At 69.8% G+C, this 20,386-nt stretch carries 21 protein-coding genes and 2 tRNA genes; 7 read left to right on the top strand and 16 right to left on the bottom strand.

Annotated features, from left to right (window positions below; all coding sequences use genetic code 11):
- Nucleotide 1: 1 nt before the first annotated feature.
- From J1M64_RS11570 to J1M64_RS11555, 4 genes are all read right to left on the bottom strand, one after another.
- Nucleotides 2-625 (bottom strand): ATP-dependent Clp protease proteolytic subunit, encoded by a 624-nt coding sequence (locus J1M64_RS11570; protein WP_119192402.1) that lies wholly within the window; start codon nucleotides 623-625, stop codon nucleotides 2-4.
- A 68-nt stretch (nucleotides 626-693) separates the two neighbouring features.
- Nucleotides 694-1,356, bottom strand: a complete 663-nt coding sequence (locus tag J1M64_RS11565) for an ATP-dependent Clp protease proteolytic subunit (protein ID WP_119192410.1) — start codon at nucleotides 1,354-1,356, stop codon at nucleotides 694-696.
- 209 nt (nucleotides 1,357-1,565) lie between these two features.
- Entirely contained in the window at nucleotides 1,566-2,969 is a 1,404-nt protein-coding gene (gene tig, locus J1M64_RS11560; RefSeq protein WP_206474232.1) for a trigger factor, read from the bottom strand.
- A 50-nt stretch (nucleotides 2,970-3,019) separates the two neighbouring features.
- Nucleotides 3,020-3,096: transfer RNA gene (locus J1M64_RS11555), tRNA-Pro, on the bottom strand.
- A gap of 200 nt (nucleotides 3,097-3,296) precedes the next feature.
- On the opposite strand from J1M64_RS11555, the gene J1M64_RS11550 reads away from it, so the two are divergent.
- A tRNA-Gly gene (locus J1M64_RS11550) sits at nucleotides 3,297-3,370 on the top strand.
- 111 nt (nucleotides 3,371-3,481) lie between these two features.
- Here J1M64_RS11550 and J1M64_RS11545 read toward each other — a convergent pair.
- From J1M64_RS11545 to J1M64_RS11535, 3 genes are read right to left on the bottom strand one after another with little or no spacing between them, the layout of a single operon-like run.
- A complete protein-coding gene (locus J1M64_RS11545) occupies nucleotides 3,482-4,315 on the bottom strand; it encodes an Fpg/Nei family DNA glycosylase (RefSeq protein ID WP_206474231.1) in 834 nt (277 codons plus the stop codon).
- Nucleotides 4,316-4,321: 6 nt separating this feature from the next.
- A complete protein-coding gene (locus tag J1M64_RS11540; protein ID WP_096905799.1) occupies nucleotides 4,322-4,795 on the bottom strand; it encodes a ribose-5-phosphate isomerase in 474 nt (157 codons plus the stop codon).
- Nucleotides 4,796-4,839: 44 nt separating this feature from the next.
- Complete coding sequence (locus J1M64_RS11535; RefSeq protein WP_119192399.1) at nucleotides 4,840-5,466, bottom strand: DsbA family protein; 627 nt, start codon at nucleotides 5,464-5,466, stop codon at nucleotides 4,840-4,842.
- Nucleotides 5,467-5,579: 113 nt separating this feature from the next.
- Between J1M64_RS11535 and pepN the strand changes: the two genes are divergently transcribed.
- Nucleotides 5,580-8,183: an aminopeptidase N gene (gene pepN / locus J1M64_RS11530; protein ID WP_206474230.1), complete on the top strand. Its 2,604-nt coding sequence runs from the start codon at nucleotides 5,580-5,582 to the stop codon at nucleotides 8,181-8,183.
- A gap of 174 nt (nucleotides 8,184-8,357) precedes the next feature.
- Nucleotides 8,358-9,794, top strand: a complete 1,437-nt coding sequence (locus tag J1M64_RS11525) for a hypothetical protein (RefSeq protein ID WP_206474229.1) — start codon at nucleotides 8,358-8,360, stop codon at nucleotides 9,792-9,794.
- 25 nt (nucleotides 9,795-9,819) lie between these two features.
- Here the strand turns inward: J1M64_RS11525 and J1M64_RS11520 are convergent, their stop codons facing one another.
- Entirely contained in the window at nucleotides 9,820-10,431 is a 612-nt protein-coding gene (locus J1M64_RS11520) for an HNH endonuclease (RefSeq protein WP_206474228.1), read from the bottom strand.
- A 284-nt stretch (nucleotides 10,432-10,715) separates the two neighbouring features.
- On the opposite strand from J1M64_RS11520, the gene J1M64_RS11515 reads away from it, so the two are divergent.
- From J1M64_RS11515 to J1M64_RS11505, 3 genes are read left to right on the top strand one after another with little or no spacing between them, the layout of a single operon-like run.
- Nucleotides 10,716-11,111: a globin gene (locus J1M64_RS11515; protein WP_182610313.1), complete on the top strand. Its 396-nt coding sequence runs from the start codon at nucleotides 10,716-10,718 to the stop codon at nucleotides 11,109-11,111.
- Between the two features lie 35 nt (nucleotides 11,112-11,146).
- The gene (locus J1M64_RS11510) at nucleotides 11,147-12,700 is read left to right on the top strand and encodes a glycoside hydrolase family 13 protein (RefSeq protein WP_206474330.1); all 1,554 of its coding nucleotides are present in this window, start codon (nucleotides 11,147-11,149) and stop codon (nucleotides 12,698-12,700) included.
- Between the two features lie 11 nt (nucleotides 12,701-12,711).
- On the top strand, nucleotides 12,712-13,455 hold the full coding sequence (locus J1M64_RS11505; RefSeq protein ID WP_067719946.1) for an SDR family NAD(P)-dependent oxidoreductase: 744 nt from the start codon (nucleotides 12,712-12,714) through the stop codon (nucleotides 13,453-13,455).
- On the opposite strand, the gene J1M64_RS11500 is transcribed toward J1M64_RS11505, so the two are convergent.
- The 8 genes from J1M64_RS11500 to J1M64_RS11465 all read right to left on the bottom strand — a co-directional run bounded on the left by J1M64_RS11500 (nucleotide 13,452) and on the right by J1M64_RS11465 (nucleotide 19,270).
- Nucleotides 13,452-14,669, bottom strand: a complete 1,218-nt coding sequence (locus J1M64_RS11500) for a site-specific DNA-methyltransferase (RefSeq protein ID WP_154830476.1) — start codon at nucleotides 14,667-14,669, stop codon at nucleotides 13,452-13,454. The two genes, J1M64_RS11505 and J1M64_RS11500, sit on opposite strands and share 4 nt — an antisense overlap.
- Complete coding sequence (locus J1M64_RS11495; protein WP_244294303.1) at nucleotides 14,666-15,349, bottom strand: hypothetical protein; 684 nt, start codon at nucleotides 15,347-15,349, stop codon at nucleotides 14,666-14,668. Before J1M64_RS11495 ends, J1M64_RS11500 begins: the two co-directional genes overlap by 4 nt.
- Nucleotides 15,346-15,831, bottom strand: a complete 486-nt coding sequence (locus J1M64_RS11490; RefSeq protein WP_154830477.1) for a thioesterase family protein — start codon at nucleotides 15,829-15,831, stop codon at nucleotides 15,346-15,348. The genes J1M64_RS11495 and J1M64_RS11490 overlap by 4 nt, the downstream gene beginning before the upstream one ends.
- Nucleotides 15,828-16,286 (bottom strand): thioesterase family protein, encoded by a 459-nt coding sequence (locus J1M64_RS11485; protein ID WP_067719802.1) that lies wholly within the window; start codon nucleotides 16,284-16,286, stop codon nucleotides 15,828-15,830. Before J1M64_RS11485 ends, J1M64_RS11490 begins: the two co-directional genes overlap by 4 nt.
- Complete coding sequence (locus J1M64_RS11480; RefSeq protein ID WP_241261441.1) at nucleotides 16,283-16,768, bottom strand: thioesterase family protein; 486 nt, start codon at nucleotides 16,766-16,768, stop codon at nucleotides 16,283-16,285. The genes J1M64_RS11485 and J1M64_RS11480 overlap by 4 nt, the downstream gene beginning before the upstream one ends.
- Nucleotides 16,769-16,774: 6 nt before the next feature.
- Nucleotides 16,775-18,448: an energy-dependent translational throttle protein EttA gene (ettA, locus tag J1M64_RS11475; protein WP_067719805.1), complete on the bottom strand. Its 1,674-nt coding sequence runs from the start codon at nucleotides 18,446-18,448 to the stop codon at nucleotides 16,775-16,777.
- Between the two features lie 241 nt (nucleotides 18,449-18,689).
- The gene (locus tag J1M64_RS11470) at nucleotides 18,690-19,073 is read right to left on the bottom strand and encodes an SURF1 family protein (RefSeq protein WP_206474227.1); all 384 of its coding nucleotides are present in this window, start codon (nucleotides 19,071-19,073) and stop codon (nucleotides 18,690-18,692) included.
- The gene (locus J1M64_RS11465) at nucleotides 19,070-19,270 is read right to left on the bottom strand and encodes a hypothetical protein (RefSeq protein ID WP_206474226.1); all 201 of its coding nucleotides are present in this window, start codon (nucleotides 19,268-19,270) and stop codon (nucleotides 19,070-19,072) included. The genes J1M64_RS11470 and J1M64_RS11465 overlap by 4 nt, the downstream gene beginning before the upstream one ends.
- Nucleotides 19,271-19,716: 446 nt before the next feature.
- Between J1M64_RS11465 and J1M64_RS11460 the strand changes: the two genes are divergently transcribed.
- On the top strand, nucleotides 19,717-20,094 hold the full coding sequence (locus J1M64_RS11460; protein ID WP_017838585.1) for a hypothetical protein: 378 nt from the start codon (nucleotides 19,717-19,719) through the stop codon (nucleotides 20,092-20,094).
- Nucleotides 20,095-20,386: the final 292 nt, after the last annotated feature.

Here is a 20,386-nt window from a genome sequence, read left to right as displayed (position 1 = left end):
CTCAGTTGCTCGTCGACAGTTTGCGGTAGTCGAACACGGTGTCGATGATGCCGTAGTCCTTGGCCTCCGCGGCCGTGAGGATCTTGTCGCGATCGGTGTCCTTGCGGACCTGATCGGCGGTGCGCCCGGTGTGCTGGGCCAGCGTGGTCTCCATGAGGCGACGCATCCGCTCGATCTCCGCGGCCTGGATCTCGAGGTCGGAGACCTGGCCCTGGATGCCGCCGGTGGCCGGCTGGTGGATGAGCACGCGGGCGTTGGGCAGCGCGGCCCGCTTGCCCTTGGTGCCCGCCGCGAGCAGTACCGCGGCGGCCGACGCGGCCTGGCCGAGGCAGACCGTCACGATGTCCGGCCGCACGTACTGCATGGTGTCGTAGATCGCCATGAGCGAGGTGAACGAGCCACCCGGCGAGTTGATGTACATGGTGATGTCGCGGTCCGGGTCCTGACCCTCCAGGACCAGCAGCTGGGCCATGATGTCGTTCGCCGAGGCGTCGTCGACCTGGGTGCCCAGGAAGATGATGCGCTCCTCGAAGAGCTTGTTGTAGGGGTTGGACTCCTTGACGCCGTAGCTGGAGTGCTCGACGAAGGACGGCAGGATGTATCGGGAGGTCGGCATTGAGGTCATCGGTGACTCCGTGGTGGTGTGCGGGGCTGGGTGGGCTGCGGGAGCGCTCCCGTGGGCGGAGGGCTCGATCACGACGGCGAGGTCCCGCCCGTCTGGGACGCGCGCGAGATCACGTGGTCGACGAACCCGTACTCCTTGGCCTCCTCGGCGGAGAACCAGCGGTCACGGTCGGAGTCCTCGGTGACCTGCTCGAACGTCTGGCCCGTGTGAAAGGCGATGAGCTCGGCCATCTCACGCTTGGTGGCGGCGTACTGCTCGGCCTGGATGGCGATGTCGGCGGCCGAACCACCGACACCGGCCGACGGCTGGTGCATCATGATCTTCGCGTGCGGCAGGGCGTAGCGCTTGCCCTTGGTGCCCGCGGTCAGCAGGAACTGACCCATCGAGGCGGCCAGGCCCATGCCGTAGGTGGCCACGTCGCACTCGACGAACTGCATCGTGTCGTAGATCGCCATGCCGGCCGTCACGGAACCACCGGGCGAGTTGATGTACAGCGCGATGTCGCGGGTGGGGTCCTCCGCCGCGAGCAGCAGGATCTGCGCGCAGAGGCGGTTGGAGATGTCGTCGTCGACCTGGGAGCCCAGGAAGATGATCCGCTCCTGCAGGAGGCGCTCGTACACGGAGTCGCCGAGGGTGAGTCCGTGCGACCCCGGCGAGCTGAGTGCGGGCTGCGTCGAACCGGGCTGAGCCGCTGAACCGTTCTGGGCCACGGGGAACCTACCTTCGCTCATCGTCTTCACCGCTAGCGCGGCGCCCGGCCGACCGGTGGCCGGGGAACCGTTACGTCAAACACTAACCAACACCGACGACGGAACCGTCCCGCCGGGGCGGGTGTTCGCTCTCAGCGTCGGGCCACCAGCATCGTCCGCGGGGGCCACGACGACAGGGCCGGGGCCGCGTGGTGCGGTCCCGGCCCTGTCGGGGGTCGATCAGGGGACGATCAGGCGTCGGAGTCCTTCTCGTCCGCTGCCGTCTCGACGGCGTCGGACCCGGCCTCATCGGCGTCCTCGGCGGAGTCCGCCTCGACGGTGCCGAAGAACTCGCTGGTGTCGACGACGTTGCCCTCGGTGTCCTTGACGGTGACCTTGCCGATCACGTCGGCCAGGGCCTTGGACCGGCGGACGTCGGAGAACAGCGAGCCGAGCTGACCGGCCTGCTGGATCTGCTGCACGAACTGGTTGGGGTCCATGCCGTAGCGCTGGGCCTGGAACAGGATGTGCTGGGTGAGCTCCTCCTGCGAGACGTCGGTCGAGTTCTGCTCGGCGACGGCGTCCAGCAGCAGCTGGCTGCGGATGGCGCGGGCGGCGCCTTCACGGGTCTCGGCCTCGAAGGTCTCGCGGTCGGTGCCCTCGGCGGCCAGCGCCTGGTCCAGGATCGACGCGTCGCCACCGAACTGGTCGATGAGCTGGTGCATCTGGGCGTGGGCCTCGGAGGCGACGACCGCCTCCGGGGTCGGGACGTCGGTGGCCTCCATCAGCGCGTCGAGGACCTTGTCGCGGATCTCGCCCGCGAGGCCGGCCTTGGCCTGCTGCGCGACCTTCTCGGTGAGGTCTGCCTTGAGCTCGTCGAGAGTGTCGAACTCGCTGGCCATCTGCGCGAACTCGTCGTCGGCCTCGGGCAGCTCGCGCTCCTTGACGGACTGCACGGTGACGGTGATGACCGCCTCCTTGCCGGCGTGGTCACCGGCGACGAGCGAGGAGGTGAACTCCTTGGACTCGCCGGCCTTGAGACCCGCCGCCGCGTCGTCCAGGCCCTCGACGAGGGTGCCCGAGCCGAGCTCGTAGGACAGGCCTTCGGTTGAGGCCTCGTCGACGGGCTCGCCGTCGACGGTCGCGGCCAGGTCCACCGAGAGGAAGTCGCCCGTGGTGGCGCCGCGCTCGACGCCCTTGAGGGTGCCGAAGCGGGCACGCAGGTTGTCCAGCTCCGCGTCGACGGCGGCCTCGTCGGTCTCGGGGGCCTCGACGGTGACCTCGAGGTCCTCGAAGGTCGGCAGGGTGATCTCCGGGCGGATGTCGACCTCGGCGGTGAACTCGACGACGTCGTTGTCCTCCAGCTTGGTCACCTCGATCTCGGGCTGGGCCAGCACGACGAGCTCGTGCTCGTCGACGGCCTGGCTGTAGCGCGACGGGATCATGTCGTTGATGACCTGCTCGAGGACCGCCGGGCGACCGATCCGCGACTCGAGGAGCTTGGCCGGGGCCTTACCCGGGCGGAAGCCCGGGATGTTGACCTGGCCGGCGAGCGACTTGTAGGCCTTGGCGAAATCCGGCTCGAGCTCCGCGAACGGCACCTCCACGGTGATCTTGACCCGGGTCGGGTTGAGCTGCTCGACAGTGCTCTTCACGGTGATGTTCTCCTAGGAAGTCATGTGGGGTTCGTGTCTTTCGGCTCCGCTGGTCGGGATGACAGGATTCGAACCTGCGACCCTCCGCTCCCAAAGCGGATGCGCTACCAAGCTGCGCCACATCCCGGTGAGTCGCGCGGCCGACCATCCCGCGATCATGCACAGGACATCCGCCGGGCCGCAAACCAACTCGGCCAGTGTACGACAGGGCCATCCGCCCGCCGATTCCGACTTGTCGGACCGGGAGTTGGGAGCGCCGCCAGGGTCCGGTAGTGTTGTCCGGGCGTGAGCGTGACCATGTATGAAACGCCAGGTCAGGCTGCCGATGCGGGTGTAGCTTAATGGTAAAGCCCCTGCCTTCCAAGCAGGCTACGCGGGTTCGATTCCCGTCACCCGCTCCACCGGATGCCCTGCCCCGTCAGACACTGACGAGGCAGGGCATCGTCGATTTCCCGGCCGGAGTGCCCACGGACGGCGACTCGCGCGAGCGCCTGTCCGATCAGCCCGCGGCCTCAGCGCGGCCGGCCCGCCTGGCACGTCGGGCACCAGAAGAGCGTCCGGGCGTCCATCGTCTGCAGCGCGATCTCGTCCCCGCACACCCGGCACTCCCAGCCGTCGCGTTGGTAGACGTAGTTGCGCGGTCGATCGGCGCCCCGGCGGGGCACGTCGCCGTGGTCGTGCTCGGGCCGGATCGTGTGGATGGCGCCGGTCTCCACCCCGACCTCCATCAGCTCCACGAGGTCGTCCCAGAGCGCCCGGTACTGACCCTCGCGCAGCTCCACCCCGGGGAGGAAGGGGTTGATCCCGTGCCGGAAGAGCACCTCGGCGCGGTAGACGTTGCCGACGCCGGCCAGCACCTTCTGGTCCATGAGCAGCGCGCCGATCGCCCGCGAGCTGCGACTGATCCGCGCCCACGCCCGTACCGGATCGGCACCGGGATCCAGCGGATCCGGGCCCAGTCGATCTCGTACGTCTGCGACGCCCGCCTCGGCGATCACCTCACAGCGGGTCGGGCCGCGCAGGTCGACGACGTGGGCGGGCCCGTCCCCCGCCGTCGCGCGCACCCGCATCCGCACCTGCCCGACCGGGGCGGGCGGGTCCTGCCCCTCGGGGACGAGGTGCGTGTCGAAGAAACCGTACAACCCCAGGTGGACGTGGACCGCGAGGCCGCCCTCGTAGTGGTGGAAGAGGTGCTTGCCGACGGCCGTCGCGCGGTCGAGGTGCCGTCCGTCGACGATGACGTGGTCGGCGAACCGCCCCTGCGGGCTGGACACACGAACGGGCCCGCCTACGAAGTACTGGGTGTGCAGGCGGGCCAGCCGGTGAAGGGTGTGCCCTTCAGGCACGGGGACTCAGGCGCCGGGGACGGGCGGGGCCTCGTGGGTGGCCTCGTACTCGGCGAGGATGTCGATGCGCCGCTGATGGCGCTCGACCCCCGACCACTCCTGGTCGAGGAAGGCGTCGACGATCGCGAGGGCCTCCTCCTCCGAGTGCATGCGGCCCCCGATGCCGATGAGCTGGGCGTTGTTGTGCTCACGCGCCAGCCGCGCGGTCTCGACGCTCCACGCCAGCGCGCAGCGGGCGCCGGGGACCTTGTTGGCCGCGATCTGCTCGCCGTTACCGGAGCCGCCGAGCACGATCCCGAGACTGCCCGGGTCCGCGACGACCTTGGCTGCCGCGTCGATGCAGAAGGCCGGGTAGTCGTCCTCGGCGTCGTAGGTGTGGGCGCCGCAGTCGACCACCTCGTGCCCGGAGGCCTTGAGGTGCTCGGCGATGGCGTTCTTGGTCTCGAAGCCGGCGTGGTCCGCCCCCAGGTAGATGCGCATGACCGCGATTCTGCCACGCGCGACCGCGACCCCACCCCCGGGTCTCAGTCGAACTGCGGGTCCTCGGTACGGCTGCGCTTGAGCTCGAAGAAGTACGGGTAGTCGGCGAGCATGGCGGCGCCGTCGAAGACCTTGCCGGCGTCCTCGCCCCGGGGGATGCGGGTGAGGACGGGACCGAAGAACGCGGTGCCGTCGACGTGGAGGACCGGGGTCCCGACCTCGTCGCCCACCGGGTCCATGCCACGGTGGTGGGAGGCGCGCAGCTCGTCGTCGTACTCATCGGTCCCCGCGGCGGCGGCGAGGTCGGCGTCCAGGCCTGCGGCCTGGAGCGCCTCGGTGATCACGGTGGGGTCCTCGATGCCGCGGCCCTCATCGTGGATGCGGGTGCCCAACTCGGTGTACAGCGTCCCGAGGACCTCCGGACCGTGGAGCTTCGCCGCGGCGATGGCCACGCGCACCGGCCCCCAGCCGCGCTGCATCAATGCCGTGTACTCCTCGGGCAGATCGCGGCCCTCGTTGAGCACGGACAGGCTCATGACGTTCCACGTCAGCGAGATGTCGCGGACCTTCTCCACCTCGAGGATCCAGCGGCTGGTGACCCAGGCGAACGGGCACAGCGGGTCGAACCAGAAGTCGACGGAGCGGGTAGCGGACCGGGTAGTTGATGTCATGACCCCATCCTCCCCGTCTCCGGCGGCCGCCGCCACTGCGGCCGCCTCGGCTCCCCGCCGGGTGGTAGGACTGGTGCGGTAGCCGAACCCCCACCGAACCGAGGTCCTCACCGATGCGCTCGCTCAACCTCACCCGCGCCGACGCCGCCGCCCGGTCGGAACTGCTCGCCGTCGAGTCGTACGACGTGGAGATCGATCTCACCGACGGCCGCGGCGGGCCCGGGACCGACACCTTCCGTTCGCGCACCGTGGTGCGGTTCTCCTGCTCGCGTCCGGGTGCGGAGACCTTCATCGACCTCCGCGCGGCCGTGATCCGGTCGGCGACCCTGAACGGCCGGGAACTATTCCCGGCCCCCGGCGACGAGCGATACGACGACGAGGACGGCATCACCCTGCCCGACCTGCAAGCGACGAATGAGCTGATCGTGGACGCCGATCTGGCGTACACCACCACCGGTGAGGGCCTGCACCGGATGGTCGACCCGGCCGACGGGGAGGTCTATCTCTACTCGCAGTTCGAGACGGCGGACGCCAAGCGCGTGTTCGCCTGCGTCGACCAGCCCGACCTCAAGGCCCGCTACACCCTGACGGTGACCGCGCCCGAGCAGTGGGTGGTGGTGGCCAACACCCCGGCCGAGGAGTCCCCGGCCCCCGGCGGTGGCGTGGTGCACCGCTTCGCGCCCACCGAGATCATGTCGACGTACCTGGTCGCCCTCATCGCGGGCCCGTACCACGTGGTGGAGGACGCCTACACCGACGAGCACGGCACCATCCCTCTACGCCTGCTGTGCCGGGCGTCGCTGGCAGAGTTCCTCGACTCGGAACGCCTGTTCGCCGAGACCAAGGAGGGCTTCGGCTTCTACCACCGTGAGTTCGGCCTGCCGTACGCGTTCGGCAAGTACGACCAGATCTTCGTCCCCGAGTTCAATGCCGGTGCCATGGAGAACGCCGGTGCCGTGACGTTCCTCGAGGACTACGTCTTCCGCTCCCGGGCAACCGGCTACCGCTACGAGCGGCGCAACGAGACGATCCTGCACGAGATGGCCCACATGTGGTTCGGCGACCTGGTGACCATGTTCTGGTGGGACGACCTGTGGCTCAACGAGTCGTTCGCCACGTTCGCCTCGGTGCTGGCCCAGGTCGACGCGACGCAGTACACGGACGCCTGGACGACCTTCGCGATCGTGGAGAAGTCGTGGGCGTACCGCCAGGACCAGCTGCCCTCCACGCATCCCGTCGCCGCGGACATGACCGACCTGGAGACGGTGGAGACCAATTTCGACGGGATCACCTACGCCAAGGGCGCCTCGGTGCTCAAGCAGCTGGTGGCCTACGTGGGCCGCGAGCCGTTCCTGGCCGGTCTGCGCGCGTACTTCGCCGAGCACGCCTTCGGCAACGCCCGGTTCGACGACCTGCTCTCCGCACTGGAGACGTCGTCGGGGCGCGATTTGTCGGGGTGGGCCGACCAGTGGCTGCGCACGACCGGCATCAACCCGATCTCCGTCGAGGTCACGACCGGTGGCGACTCCCGCACGATCGACGGCCTGACCGTGGTCCAGGGCCCGGCGTCCCCGGGCGCCGGCGAGCTGCGCACCCACCGGCTCGGCGTGGGCCTGTACAGCCGCGACGAGTCCGGTGCGATCGTGCGCACCGAACGGGCCGAGCTGGACATCTCCGGCGAGCGGACGCCCGTCTCCGCGCTCGCCGGGCAGCCCGTGCCCGATCTGGTCCTGCCCAACGACGACGACCTGACCTACTGCTCGGTCCGGCTCGACGAGCGGTCCCTGGCCACCGTCCTGGAGTCGCTCGAGGACGTCGCGGACCCGCTGGCGCGGACGCTGTGCTGGTCCGCGCTGTGGGAGATGACGCGGGAGGGGCGCCTGCCGGCCCGCCGGTTCGTCGAGGTCGTGGCCCGGGCCGTGCCGCGTGAGTCCCACATCGGCGTGGTGCAGAGGGTGCTCACCCAGGCCCAGACCGCGCTGGCGCGCTACGCCGACCCGGCCTGGGCCGCCGCCACCGGCTGGAAGACGTTCTCCGCGGCCATGCTCACCGCGGCCCGCGACGCCGAGGCCGGGTCCGATCACCAGCTGGCGTTCCTCACCGCCCTGTGCGCCTGCCCGGTCGGTGTCGATCAGGGGCGCGTGCTCGCCACGCTCCTCGACGCCGGAGCCGACGAGGCGGGACTGCCCGGCCTCGTCGTCGACACGGACCTACGCTGGACCGTGCTCACCGCGCTGGTCGCCGCCGGCGCCGCGGACACCGACAGCATCGAGGCGGAACTGGCCACCGATGACACCGCCGGCGGAGCCCGGCGGGCTGCCACCGCGCGTGCCGCCCGCCCCACCGTCGGAGCCAAGGAGGAGGCAGAGCAGCTGCTGCTGGAGACCGGCGCCGACGCCCCCACCAACGCGATCGTGCGCGCCACGCTCCTGGGTGTCGACCTGCCCGGTCAGGAGCACCTGCTCAGCGGGCTCTGCGAGCGCTACCTGGATGACGTCACGGCGCTGTGGAGGGCACGACCCGGCGATCTCGCCCAGACCGTCGCCGAGGGGATCTTCCCGTCCTGGGCGGTGGACCGCGACACCGTCGAGCGCTTCGAGCAGGTCATCGCGGACGAGACCCACCCGTCGGCCCTCCGGCGGATCATCGCCGAGCAGACCGCCGACATGGTCCGGGCCCTGGACGCCCGCGCCGTCGACGCGGCCGAGGCCGGCTGACCGGCCGCCACTGAGACCAGCCGCCGCCGAGACACGCCGACACCGACACTCCACCCACTCCGACACGACAGCGTCTCCAACTGCCCCGATAAGTGGACTCACATCGGCGTCGTGGAAGAATTCCCGGTCTGAGTGTCGGCGCAGTCGTGCGGGCCGTGAGTGACGGGATGGCCTGTGAACGACAACCGACCTGAGGGGCGCTCCCGCCGGGGACCCGTCGCGGTGATGGCCGCGGCCGCCGCCCTCGTGCTCCTGGTGAGTGGGTGTTCCGCCGACGCCGAGCCCGCCGACGCCGCCGGGGACCGCGGGGCTCCGGGTCCCGAACCGGTGCTGGTGGGCGAGTTGCTCGCCGATCCGAGTTCGATCGCCGTGCGGCCCGGCACCGCGGAACTGTGGATCACCAACGCCGCCGACGACTCTCTGACCGTGGTCGACCCGGCCGACGCCTCCTCGGCGCGCACGCTGCGGGACGGGTACGGGGAGCACTTCACGGCCAGGCCCTCCGGGATCGCCTTCAACGAGGACGGGGCGTTCTTCGCCGTGTCAAACGACTCCAACAACGAGGTGCGCGACATGGAGTTCGTGCTCAACCCGGAGCGCGATACGCATTTCCGCGACAACAACTTCATGGGCCCCTCGCTCTTCTCCCCGGAGACCTTCGCCCTGGCGGGCCAGAACAAGCCCTATCTCGCCGACTGGCCGCAGCCGGGGTTGAGTCACGATCCGCCGGACGAAATCCCCGAGCACCAGTGCCCGGCCGAGTACTGGTCGGACACGATCTCGCGGTGCGTGTGGCCCCGTCAGGGCAGCCACCTGGACATGCTGCACGGCAACCCGCTGAGCACCGGGATCCTGCACGACGCCGTCAACGCGTACTACGTCCTCGACGGCTGCGGGGTCGGTGACACCGAGGGCGGGTGCAGCGGGCCGGGGCACGTGGCCCGCGTGGACTTCAACCGCGACCACCAGGAGGGCAACGGTTTCCACGGGGACGGCACCACCCGGCGTTACATCGACCTGCCCTACGAGCGCGTCGAGGGCGTCCCGAGCGGGATGATGGCCCACGGCGGCTGGGTCTACTACGCCGACACCGGCGCGGGCGTGGTCCGCAGGTTCCAGCCGGACAGCGGGCGCACCGAGGTCATGGTCTCCAACTGGAACGGCTCCCCCGCCGGCCACGGCGAGCACGGCCCCGGCGGGATCGACTGGAGCCACCTCCCCGGCGGCCCCGGCGACGGCGACGACCCGGAGACCGTCCGGACGTGGGTGGACGAGCACGGGAACCGCGACGCCATAGACGCCGCCGGGGACCGCTGGATCATGCCGCGCGAGACCCTCGCCGAGTACTCCTACGTGTGGGACGCCGCCGTCGAGGACGCGGGCCCGGCCACCGCGGAGCGCCCGTCGGGGCTGGCGGCCGGCGCCGACTCCTGGTTCGTCGCCGACAACGCCACCGGCCGGGTCCTCGAGTTCGCCTGGGACGGCTCCCCCGGCCGGGTCTTCGAGACCGGCATGGCCGGTGTCACCGGGCTGGCGGTGTCCGAGGACGGGCGCACCCTGTATTTCGCCGACACCGGATCCGACGGGGTCTACAGCCTCGCGCTCGGCTGACCCCGGCGACGGGGGCCCGATCGCCTCAGGCGGCGTCGAGGTAGAGGTAGTCCTCCCAGTGCGGGCCGATCTCCCGCAACTGGGAGACCAACCGCCAGGTCCGGCCCCGCGGGGCGGCGAGGGGCTCCCGCAGCTCCCAGCCGAGCTCGGAGAGCAGCTTGTCGGCCTTGCGGTGGTTGCACGGCGCGCAGGAGGCGACGCAGTTCTCCCAGCTGTGCGCTCCCCCGCGGCTGCGCGGGATGACGTGGTCGACGGTGGTGGCCCTGGCACTGCAGTAGCCGCACCGGTGGCCGTCGCGGTGCATGAGCGCGGCGCGGGTCATGGGGACCTGCGACCGGTACGGGATCCGCACGTATTCGCGTAGTCGGATCACCGACGGCACGCGGATCGCGGTGTCCACCGAGCGGACCAGGAGCTCGACCGGGTGGTCGTGAACCACGTCGGCCTTGCCGCCGATCAGCATCACCACCGCGCGGCGGGCGGGCAGGGCCGTCAGGGCCTCGTAGCTGGCGTTGAGCAGCAGGACGCGCGGGGCGGACGCGAGCGGGACGTGCCGGTCCGGGACCGGTTCCAGCCGGGAGGGGGCTCGTGAACCCCGTTGTCGGTACTCCGTGTTCTCGCGCACTGCAGTGCCCATGGTCGGTCTCCGCTCGTCTGCCCCGAGCCCAGTGCATCAGCCGTGTCCGGGCTCGTCGTGAACCTCGCCTGCCACGATGATGCACCTTCGGTGAACACTTCGTGCGGCTAACGCGTAGCAGAAGGTGGCCGACCCGGCCGGTTCGGCCCGGCGGGCGGGCGGATCCGGGTCGCCGTCGCGGGACCTCGTCGTCGTCGTCTCCCGCGGGTTTCCTGCCGCCGCCGCCCACCCGCCACCACCTGCCCAGGGGCCCCACGGACACCTGGGCAGGCATGATGGGAGGCATGAGCAGCAGCACTTTTTATGACGAGATCGGTGGAGCGGAGACGTTCCGGAAGATCGTCCACGAGTTCTACCGCCGGGTGGCGGGCGACCCCGTGCTGCGCCCGATGTACCCCGAGGAGGACCTGGGGCCGGCCGAGGACCGTCTGCGGATGTTCCTCGAGCAGTACTGGGGCGGTCCCACCACCTACTCCGAGCAGCGCGGGCACCCGAGGCTGCGGATGCGGCACAACCCGTACGTCGTCGACCGCGCCGCCCACGACGCCTGGCTCACCCACATGCTCGCCGCAGTGGACACGATCGACCGCGAGACGCTGGACGACGAACACCGGGCGGCGCTCATCGACTACCTCACCCGCGCCGCGGCGATGATGGTCAACACCGCGGAGATCGGGTGAGGCCTCCCTCCCACGCGACGCGCCGGTGGGAGGACATGGTCCTCTACCAGATCTACCCGCGGTCGTTCGCCGACTCCGACGGCGACGGCGTCGGTGACCTGCAGGGCGTGATCCACCGCCTCGACCACCTGGACCATCTGGGCGTCGACGGGGTGTGGTTCTCCCCGATCATGCGCTCCCCCGGCGCCGACCACGGATACGACGTGTCCGACCCGCGGGACGTGGATCCGCTGTTCGGCAGCGTCGACACGCTGCGTGAGCTCCTCGGGCGGCTCCACGCCGCCCGCAAGGTGCTCATCATGGACCTGGTGCCCAATCACACCAGCATCGAGCACCCCTGGTTCGCCGCCGCGGTCGCCGCCGGACCGGGCAGCCCGGAACGCGCGCGCTACCTCTTCCGGGACGGCCGCGGCGAGGACGGCTCCGAACCGCCGAACAACTGGCCGTCGGTGTTCGGCGGACCCGCCTGGACCCGCGTCACCGAGCCCGACGGCACGCCTGGCCAGTGGTACCTCCACCTCTTCGCCCCCGAACAGCCGGACCTGGACTGGACGAATCCCGAGGTCGCCGACGATCTCGAGCGGACCCTGCGGTTCTGGCTGGACCTGGGGGTCGACGGCTTCCGGATCGACGTGGCCCACGGGCTGGCCAAACCCGACGACCTGGCGGACCTACCCGACGACGTGGAGATCGCCCAGCTCGTCGTCGACCCCCGCGACGCGCGCTGGGACCGACCCGGCGTCCACGACATCCACCGACGGATCCGCCGCGTCCTCGACGACTACCCGGGCGCCGCCACCTTCGGCGAGGTGTGGGTGGGACCGACCGACCGGTTCGCCCGCTACCTCCGACCCGACGAGCTGCACTTCGCGTTCCACTTCGCCCTCACCGGCGCCCCGTTCGACGCGCGCGCCCTGCGCGAGGCGATCGACTCCACGCTCGAGGCCGCACGGGTCTCGCGGGCGGCACCCACATGGGCGCTGTCGAACCACGACGTCGTCCGCGAGGTGACCCGCTACGGCAACGGGGCCGTCGGTACGGCCCGGGCCCGCGCCATGCTCCTGGTGACGCTGGCGCTGCCGGGGATCGCGTTCCTCTACAACGGTGCCGAGCTCGGCCTGCCCAGCGATTTTGCGATCCCCCACCATCGACTCACCGACCCCACCTGGGAACGGACCGGCCACGCTGAGATGGGCCGTGACCACTGCCGCGTGCCGATCCCGTGGGAGGGCGACCGGCCCCCGTACGGGTTCTCGACCGCCGACGACACCTGGTTGCCGATGCCCGAGGGATGGTCACACCTCACGGTCGCCGCCCAGCGGGAGGACCCCGACTCCGTGCTGTCGCTGTACCGGTCGGCGATCGGGATCAGGCAGTCGTGGCCCGCGGCGGACACGGAAGCGATCGTCTGGGAAAGTGAACTTGACGGGTGTCAGGCGTTTCGGCGCGAAGGCGGCGGGATCCTGTGCATGATCAATACATCCCCTCGGACGGTGCCCCTGCCCGACGGCGAGATCCTCCTCGCCTCCGGCCCACTCGACGGGAGGGATCTGCCACCGGACACCGCCGTGTGGCTGCAGGACTCCTGAAGGGCTTCGACGTGCGACTTTCCGACAAGACCGCGATCGTCACCGGCGGTGCCGGCGGGATCGGCCGCGGCATCACCCGTGCGTTCGTCAAGGAGGGCGCCAACGTCCTCGTGGTGGACATCAATGACGACGCCGGGGACGCGCTCGCCGCCGAGCTCGGTGAGCAGGTGCGCTACCTCCACTCGGACATCTCGGTCGAGGCCAACGCCGCATCGATCGTCGCGGCCGCCGTGGAGGCGTTCGGGCACCTGGACGTCCTGGTCAACAACGCCCACGCCTCCCGACAGGCGCCACTGCTCGAGACCACCGGCGACATGATGGACCTGTCCTTCTCCACCGGCTTCTACCCGACATTCTGGCTGATGAAGGCCGCACACCCGCATCTGGCAAGGCGGGACGGGTCGGTGATCAACTTCGCCTCCGGCGCCGGCATCGACGGCAGCCCCACCCAGGCGTCGTACGCCGCGGCCAAGGAGGCGATCCGCGCGATCAGCCGGGTGGCCGCCAACGAGTGGGCGCGCGACGGGATCAACGTCAACGTCATCTCCCCCCTCGCGCTCACCGAGGGCGTGGAGGCCTACATCGAGGCGAACCCGGGGATCGAGAAGCGGCTCCTGTCCGGCACCCCGATGCGCCGTTTCGGGGACCCCGAGTCCGACATCGGACGGGTCGCGGTCTTCCTGGCCAGCGACGACGCGTCGTACATGACCGGCCAGACGATGATGGTCGACGGCGGCGGGCTCATGCTCCGCTAACCGTCGTCAGAGCCGACTCGCAACCTCGGCACCAGCACGTCGCGGACCGTCTCGGGGTTGCGTTCGACCACCACCCAGCGCCGGCCCAGCGCACGAGCCGCGACCGCCGTGGTCCCGGACCCGGCGAACAGGTCCACGACCAGTTCGCCGGGGTCGGTGGCCAGTTCGACGACCCGCCGCATCAACGCCTCAGGCTTGGGGGTGCGGAACCCGTCGACCCCGGCCGCCCTCAGTTCGGCTCGCGCGGTGTCCGTCGAGCCGACCTCCTGGGACAGCCAGATGGTCTTGAGCTTCTTGATCCGACCCGCCTCGAACCGGTCCCGTTGGTAGATGTCCACCCGGGGGCCCGAGCGGCCCTTCACCGTCCGGCACACCAGGTCGCCGACGCGTTCCCGCGCCCGCTCTCGCGACCACCGCCACACCGCAGGGGTGAGATCGCCGAACACCGGGAGGACCTCTTCCAGTCCCTCGCCCGGCTCCACCGACACCTCGCCGGTGCCCGGGTCGCCGTAGAGCGGGTACGTCATGGTGGGCGTGGTCCGCGGGTTGAAACGCTTGTTGGTGTTGCGCAGCGGCAGGAGCCGGTAGCTGACCCCGTCGATGCCCCGGTGCGGGAAGTCCGCCGGATCGACCGCCGAGGCCACCCCGCCCGCCAGCCGTACCTGCTCGGGGTCACGGGCGTACACCATCAGCCGGTCGTGGGAGCCCGCGAAGAAGCGGTCCAGTTGCCGACCCTTGGGGTTGCTCTCCACCGTGAGGTCCGCGATGAACGCGTCGGCGCCGAAGATCTCGTCGAGCAGGCAACGCACCCGGTGGGCCTCGGCGTCGTCGAGGTGTACCCACACGGTGCCCGTCTCGGCGAGCAGGTCGCGGGCCACCACGAGCCGCGCCTCGATGTAGTCGAGCCACTCGTGGCGCGGCATGTTGTCGTGGTAGGCGTCGAACCGGCCCCCACGGTTGTACGGCGGGTCGAGGTAGACCACCTGCGCGGCGCCGCACGGCGCGAGGCCGTGCGCGGCCAGTGCGTCGTGGGCCTCGGCGATGCGCGCGCCGTCACCGACCAGCACGGCCCCCTCGGCGACGAACCCGGCCCCGTCGGCGCGATCCGCGTCGCCGGTGACGAGGGCCTCGATCCGCGGGACCGGGCCGTCGGCGCCCGGGGCCGCGGCGCGGCCCCGCCCGGGCCAGGAGATGGAGAAGTCGGGAGCGGTCACCGCAGTGGTTCGAGGGTGAGTGAGTCGGTCCGCCTGAACACCGTGCCGTACCGGGCGTCCAGACGGAGCCAGGCGCCGCGTTCGCTCACGCGGACCGGCTCGCCCTCCGGGGCGGAACCGGCCTTCTCCGGCACGAACCCGCACATCACCATGGAGAACACCGTCCGCATGTCCACGCCGACGGGGTGGGCGGTGTCCGCACGGACGGTCAGGGCCACCTGGTCGAGCAGCGACGGCGGCAGGCCGGCGGGGCCGGCGTTCTCCCGCGCGGCCTCCCGACCCGACCGGGTGAGGTCGAGCAGCACCTGGGCCGGCACGTCCTCGACGGGCTGGAACCCGTCGGTGGGCGGCAGCAGTCCCTGCCATGCCGAGAGCAGTGGCATACCGGGGTCGATCCGACCGTCGATGTCTCCGCGCGGCAGGACGTCGAGTTCGGTGAGCAGATGGTCCGCACCTGCAACGACGTCGCCGCCGGGGCAGTCGCCGCCGAGTCCGCGGACGACCAGTGCCCCGAAGGGAGTGCGGGCCCACACGCGCATCCGGCCCCCGGCCCCGGAGGTCAGCCGCACCACGGCGGCCTCATCGAGGCGGAGGATGCGGCGGAGGAGGGTGCGCAGGTCGTCGCGGTCGGCGGGGTCGGGCACCCGGATCATCCCGGCGTCCGAACCCGGTGCCGTCACGCCGGGTCCTCGTGCCGGAACTCCAGCAGATAGTCGCGCTCGGCGCGGGTGAACCGACGCGGGCGCTGGGTTGCCAGGTCGAACGCGGCGATGGTGGCCGTGCAGTCCACCGCGGGCGACGCCGAGTCCGGGGTGGTGCGGCCGCGGACCTCGTGCCGGGCCACGAACATCGCTCCCCCGACCTTCTCGCACCACATGCGCACGCGGATGGGGCCGTCGGCGTGCTTGACCTGGCCCCGGTACTTCACCGACAGGTCGGTCATCACCGCTCCCGCGGTGAGCGTCGCGGTGGGCATGCCCTCGGAGAAGAGCCACGGGATCCGCGCCTCCTCGATGAGCGTGATCATCCGGGCGTGGTTGACGTGATGGTAGAGGTCCTGGTCCGACCACCGGACCGGCATCGCCGAGGTGAACACCCGGCGACCCGGCTGTCCGGACACGCCCAGGGGGCCGCCGGTCTCGTAGACGAGCTGGTCGGTCACGTGGCGGGCCCCTGGTCGGTGATCGCCGCCGGCTGTGTGGCCGCCTCCAGCACGTTGCGGACACCGGAGGGAATCTCCACCGCGGTCGAGGTGGAGGAGTCGTAGGCGACCATGACCACCCGCAGCGTGCAACAGATCTCGCCCGCCGCGTCCAGGATGGTCTGGCGGATCTGGTACGACGTGGTCCCGACGTGTTCGACGTCGATCTCCACGTCCACCGAGGTGGAGTCACGCAGGACGGGCCGCAGGTGGTCGATCTCGGTGCGCCGCACCACCTGGGGCAGGTTGCCCAGGCCGAACGGCCCGAATCGGCTGCGGATGAACAGGATCCGCGCCTCCTGCGCGTACTCGAGGTACTTGATGTTGTTGACGTGGCCGTACTGGTCGAAATCCGCCCACCGCACCTGCAGGGTGCAGCGGAACGTTCCGGCGTCCACGGCGTCGCGCATGGTCATCCCGCCTCCTCCCGGTCCCCGAGCAGCGCCGCGCGCTCCTCGGGGGTGATCTCCAGTGTCGTGGTCTCGTCAGCCGCGGTCACCACCATCACGGTGTCGACCACCGCGCAGGGCTCGGAGCCGGTCGACTCGGAGCCGATCAAGGTCCGCATCGTGAACGAGGTGCGGCCCACCCGCACCACCTGCACGTCCACCCACACCTCGGGCACGCCCATGGCGATGGTGCGACGGAAGTCGATCTCCATCCACCGCGCCAGCGCGCTCGGCACCCGGGAGCCCGGCACCCCGAACTTCTCGCGGAACCACATCAGGCGGGCGTCCTGCGAGAACTCCTGGAACCGCACGTTGTTGACGTGCATGCCCACGAAGTCGGAGATGCGCAACGGGATCCGGACCCGGTGCACGGCCCCCGCCACGGTGGCGGCCCCGGGTGAGGTTCCGGTGGTCGGGGCGTCCGAGCCCTGGGTGGTCGGCGTGGCCATCTGCGGTCAGTCCCTGGTGAGCTTGCGGTGCGTGACCCGGTGCGGGCGCGCCGCGTCGGGGCCGAGACGCTCGACCTTGTTCTTCTCGTAGCCCTCGAAGTTGCCCTCGAACCAGTACCACTGCCCCTCGTCCACGTTGCCCTCCCAGGCGAGGATGTGGGTACAGGTGCGGTCCAGGAACCAGCGGTCGTGCGAGATGACCACGGCGCAGCCCGGGAAGTCCTCGAGTGCGTTCTCCAGGCTGCCCAGCGTCTCGGTGTCGAGGTCGTTGGTGGGCTCATCGAGGAGGATCAGGTTGCCGCCGACCTTGAGCGTCAGCGCCAGGTTGAGGCGGTTGCGCTCACCACCGGACAGGACGCCGGACTTCTTCTGCTGGTCCGGGCCCTTGAAGCCGAAGGCGCTGACGTAGGCACGCGAGGGCATCTCGTTCTGGCCGACCTCGATGTAGTCGTTGCCCTCGGAGACGACCTCCCACACCGATTTCTCCGGGTCGATGTTGGCGCGGTTCTGGTCGACGTAGCTCAGCTTCACCGTGTCGCCCACCTTGACGGTGCCGGAGTCCGGCTCCTCCAGGCCCACGATGGTCTTGAACAGCGTCGTCTTACCGACGCCGTTGGGGCCGATCACGCCGACGATGCCGTTGCGTGGCAGCGTGAACGACAGGTCCTTGATGAGGACGCGGTCGTCGAAGCCCTTGGTGAGCTTGTCGACGTCCACCACCACGTTGCCGAGCCGCGGCGGCGTGGGGATCTGGATCTCCTCGAAGTCGAGCTTGCGGTGCTTCTCCGCCTCCGCGGCCATCTCCTCGTACTTGGCCAGACGGGCCTTGGACTTGGACTGGCGCGCCTTGGCACCGGAGCGCACCCACTCGAGCTCGGCCTTGAGCCGCTTCTGCAGCTTCTGGTCCTTCTTGCCCTGGACCTCGAGGCGCTCGGCCTTCTTCTCGAGGTAGGTGGAGTAGTTGCCCTCGTAGGGGTGCAGCTGACCGCGGTCGACCTCACAGATCCACTGCGCGACGTGGTCGAGGAAGTACCGGTCGTGTGTGACGGCCAGGACGGCGCCGGGGTAGGCGGCCAGGTGCTGCTCCAACCACAGGACGGACTCGGCGTCCAGGTGGTTGGTGGGCTCGTCGAGCAGCAGCAGGTCGGGCTTGCTCAGCAGCAGCTTGCACAGCGCCACCCGACGCGCCTCGCCACCGGACAGGTTGGTCACCGGCGAGTCGCCCGGCGGGCAGCGCAGGGCGTCCATGGCCTGCTCGATCTGGGAGTCCACGTCCCAGGCGTCCACGGCGTCGAGCTGCTCCTGCAGCCGACCCATCTCCTCCATGAGCTCATCGGTGTAGTCGGTCGCCATCTCCTCGGCGACCTCGTTGTACCGACGCAGCTGCACCATCGTCTCGCCGAGGCCGTCCTCGACGTTCTCCTTGACGGTCTTGGACTGGTCGAGCTCCGGCTCCTGCAGCAGGATGCCGACGGTCGCCTCGGGATCGAGGAACGCCTCGCCGTTGGAGGGCTGGTCGATCCCGGCCATGATCTTGAGGATGGAGGACTTGCCGGCGCCGTTGGGGCCCACGACGCCGATCTTCGCACCGGGATAGAAGGACATCGTGACGTCGTCGAGGATCACCTTGTCCCCGTGCGCCTTGCGTACCTTCTTCATCGTGTAGATAAACTCGGCCATTCTACCCTCTCACCTGCGCAGACAGTTCACTTCGCCGCGGGTCGGCCGCGGGCACGACCCCCATGTTACGTGTCCGCCCGCGGCCCCGGCGTCCGCGGCGGACGCCGGCCCCACCCCCGGGAGCATCAGGCACCCCTTGCCTCTCGTGAACGTCTTTGGTCGGACGACACGAAACTTAGGGTCTGGTTGATCGAGGGTGGGGCCATTTCAGAGCAGCACTACGCCTCCAAGTGGGGCCAATTCAGACTGGCACACTCACCCATCCGCGGTTGACGAGCAGGGAGTCACCACTGTCGGTGCGGAATGCACGAAGTGCCTGGTACACGAGTTCACCGTCGACGGACTGCATCCGCAACAGGACATCCTCCATGGGCAGGTAACTTCCGCGCGCAGTAACCAGATGCCATTCGGAATCACCGAGAGATCCCTCCCGCCGGATCACTTCGTCCAACGGAACCGGCCCTGCCACGCTGCTCTCAACGAGCTGGGCATTGCGTGCCTTGAGATCCTCGTACTTGTTCAACTGCCAGGGGGCAAGCATCGTGAAGCACAGGTAGGCGAAGAGGCTGATGAACAGAAGGGTGATCAACCATCCCGGCTTGAGCATGCGAGAGAACCGTTTCACCTGCCAAACAGTAATCGTGCCGGCTGTCCGATCACCCTGCGCATCACCACGGCGACGGGAGCCGGCTGCACGGGCCTGTCGGAAAACTGGGCTGACCGGGGGGCGCGCACCTCAATTACGACCTGTCCGGTGCCCTGGTGGTCCGTGATCAGCGTCGTCAGGTTTTCGACCTCCCGCCGATCGAACATGCTCGCCATCGAGCACCGCGCCCAGCGGCGCGCATGTTCATGCGGAGTAGTGACTACCGCTGCGTTCCCGGCCGAGGCCAGAGCCCCGGTGTGTTACGGGCCCGGCGTGGCTGCGCTGGGCGCTTACCTACTGGGCCGCCAGCACCTTCCGGTTGACCGGCGTTCCGCAGAATTCGGTGGTTCTGAAGCCATTCCGGGGTGTTCGCAACGCTGTGCCCTGCACGGGCATGTTGAGGTCTAGCAATTCGTGTCGACTCTGCCCGTGTCACCTAACCCCCCAAGCAGAAACGCGGGACTCATGACCGAATGGGACACTTGAAGAGCGCCCTGGAGTCTCGCCCCCAGCAGCGTCCGGGACCGTAGCCTGATTAGGCGTCGTTGGAGCCGATGACTGCTCGCAGAGCAACGGGCGTGCCAGCCTAGCTGCAATCAGATACCGACCTAGGAGATCAGCAATGATCGCATTGACCACGTGGACGGGCGGCATCCTCACCGCCACCGGACTCATCGCCTACTTCACCACCGGGATGGAGAGTGCCACCTCGCTGATACCGGCGTTTATCGGTGTGCTGCTGCTCATCGCGGCGTTCATCGCGAGCCGCGTCCCGAACGCCAGCCGAGGGGTGATGATCGCAGCGCTCGTCATCGCCGTGCTCGGGGCACTGGGATCTCTCATGCCGCTTGCCGACCTCGGCGCGTTGTTCGCCGGAGATGCAGAGCGACCTGCTGCGGTAATCGTCAGCGGGATCATGCTGATCGTGCTCGTCGTGTACTTCGTGGCGGGCCTTCGTCAGATCCTGACCACTCGCGAAACGGGGCCAAAAGCAAATTGACAAAGACCCCGGCCTTTCGCGGTGGGGTGAACATCGGGAGGAAGATTCCCGCGGATCGTGAATCGGGGCGCTCGCCTCGCACCGCGGCTGACGCGGGTTGCCGGGGTCGAGAGCGTTCAGGACGTAGTCGGGGGCGCGGGGATCGGCCACGGCAACGTGCTCGGAGAGGTTCTGCTCGCAGCCGTCCTGGACCACCACGTTGGTCGCCATCGAACCGGGGGCCAGGCCCGACGTGTACGGCAGGACGACCTCGACGTACCGGGTAGCCCGTTGAGGTACCGCACGCCCGGCG

This window comes from Dietzia sp. KRD202 (genome assembly GCF_017168155.1).
Classification (GTDB): domain Bacteria; phylum Actinomycetota; class Actinomycetes; order Mycobacteriales; family Mycobacteriaceae; genus Dietzia; species Dietzia kunjamensis.
This window is presented reverse-complemented; position numbering and strand designations above follow the sequence as displayed.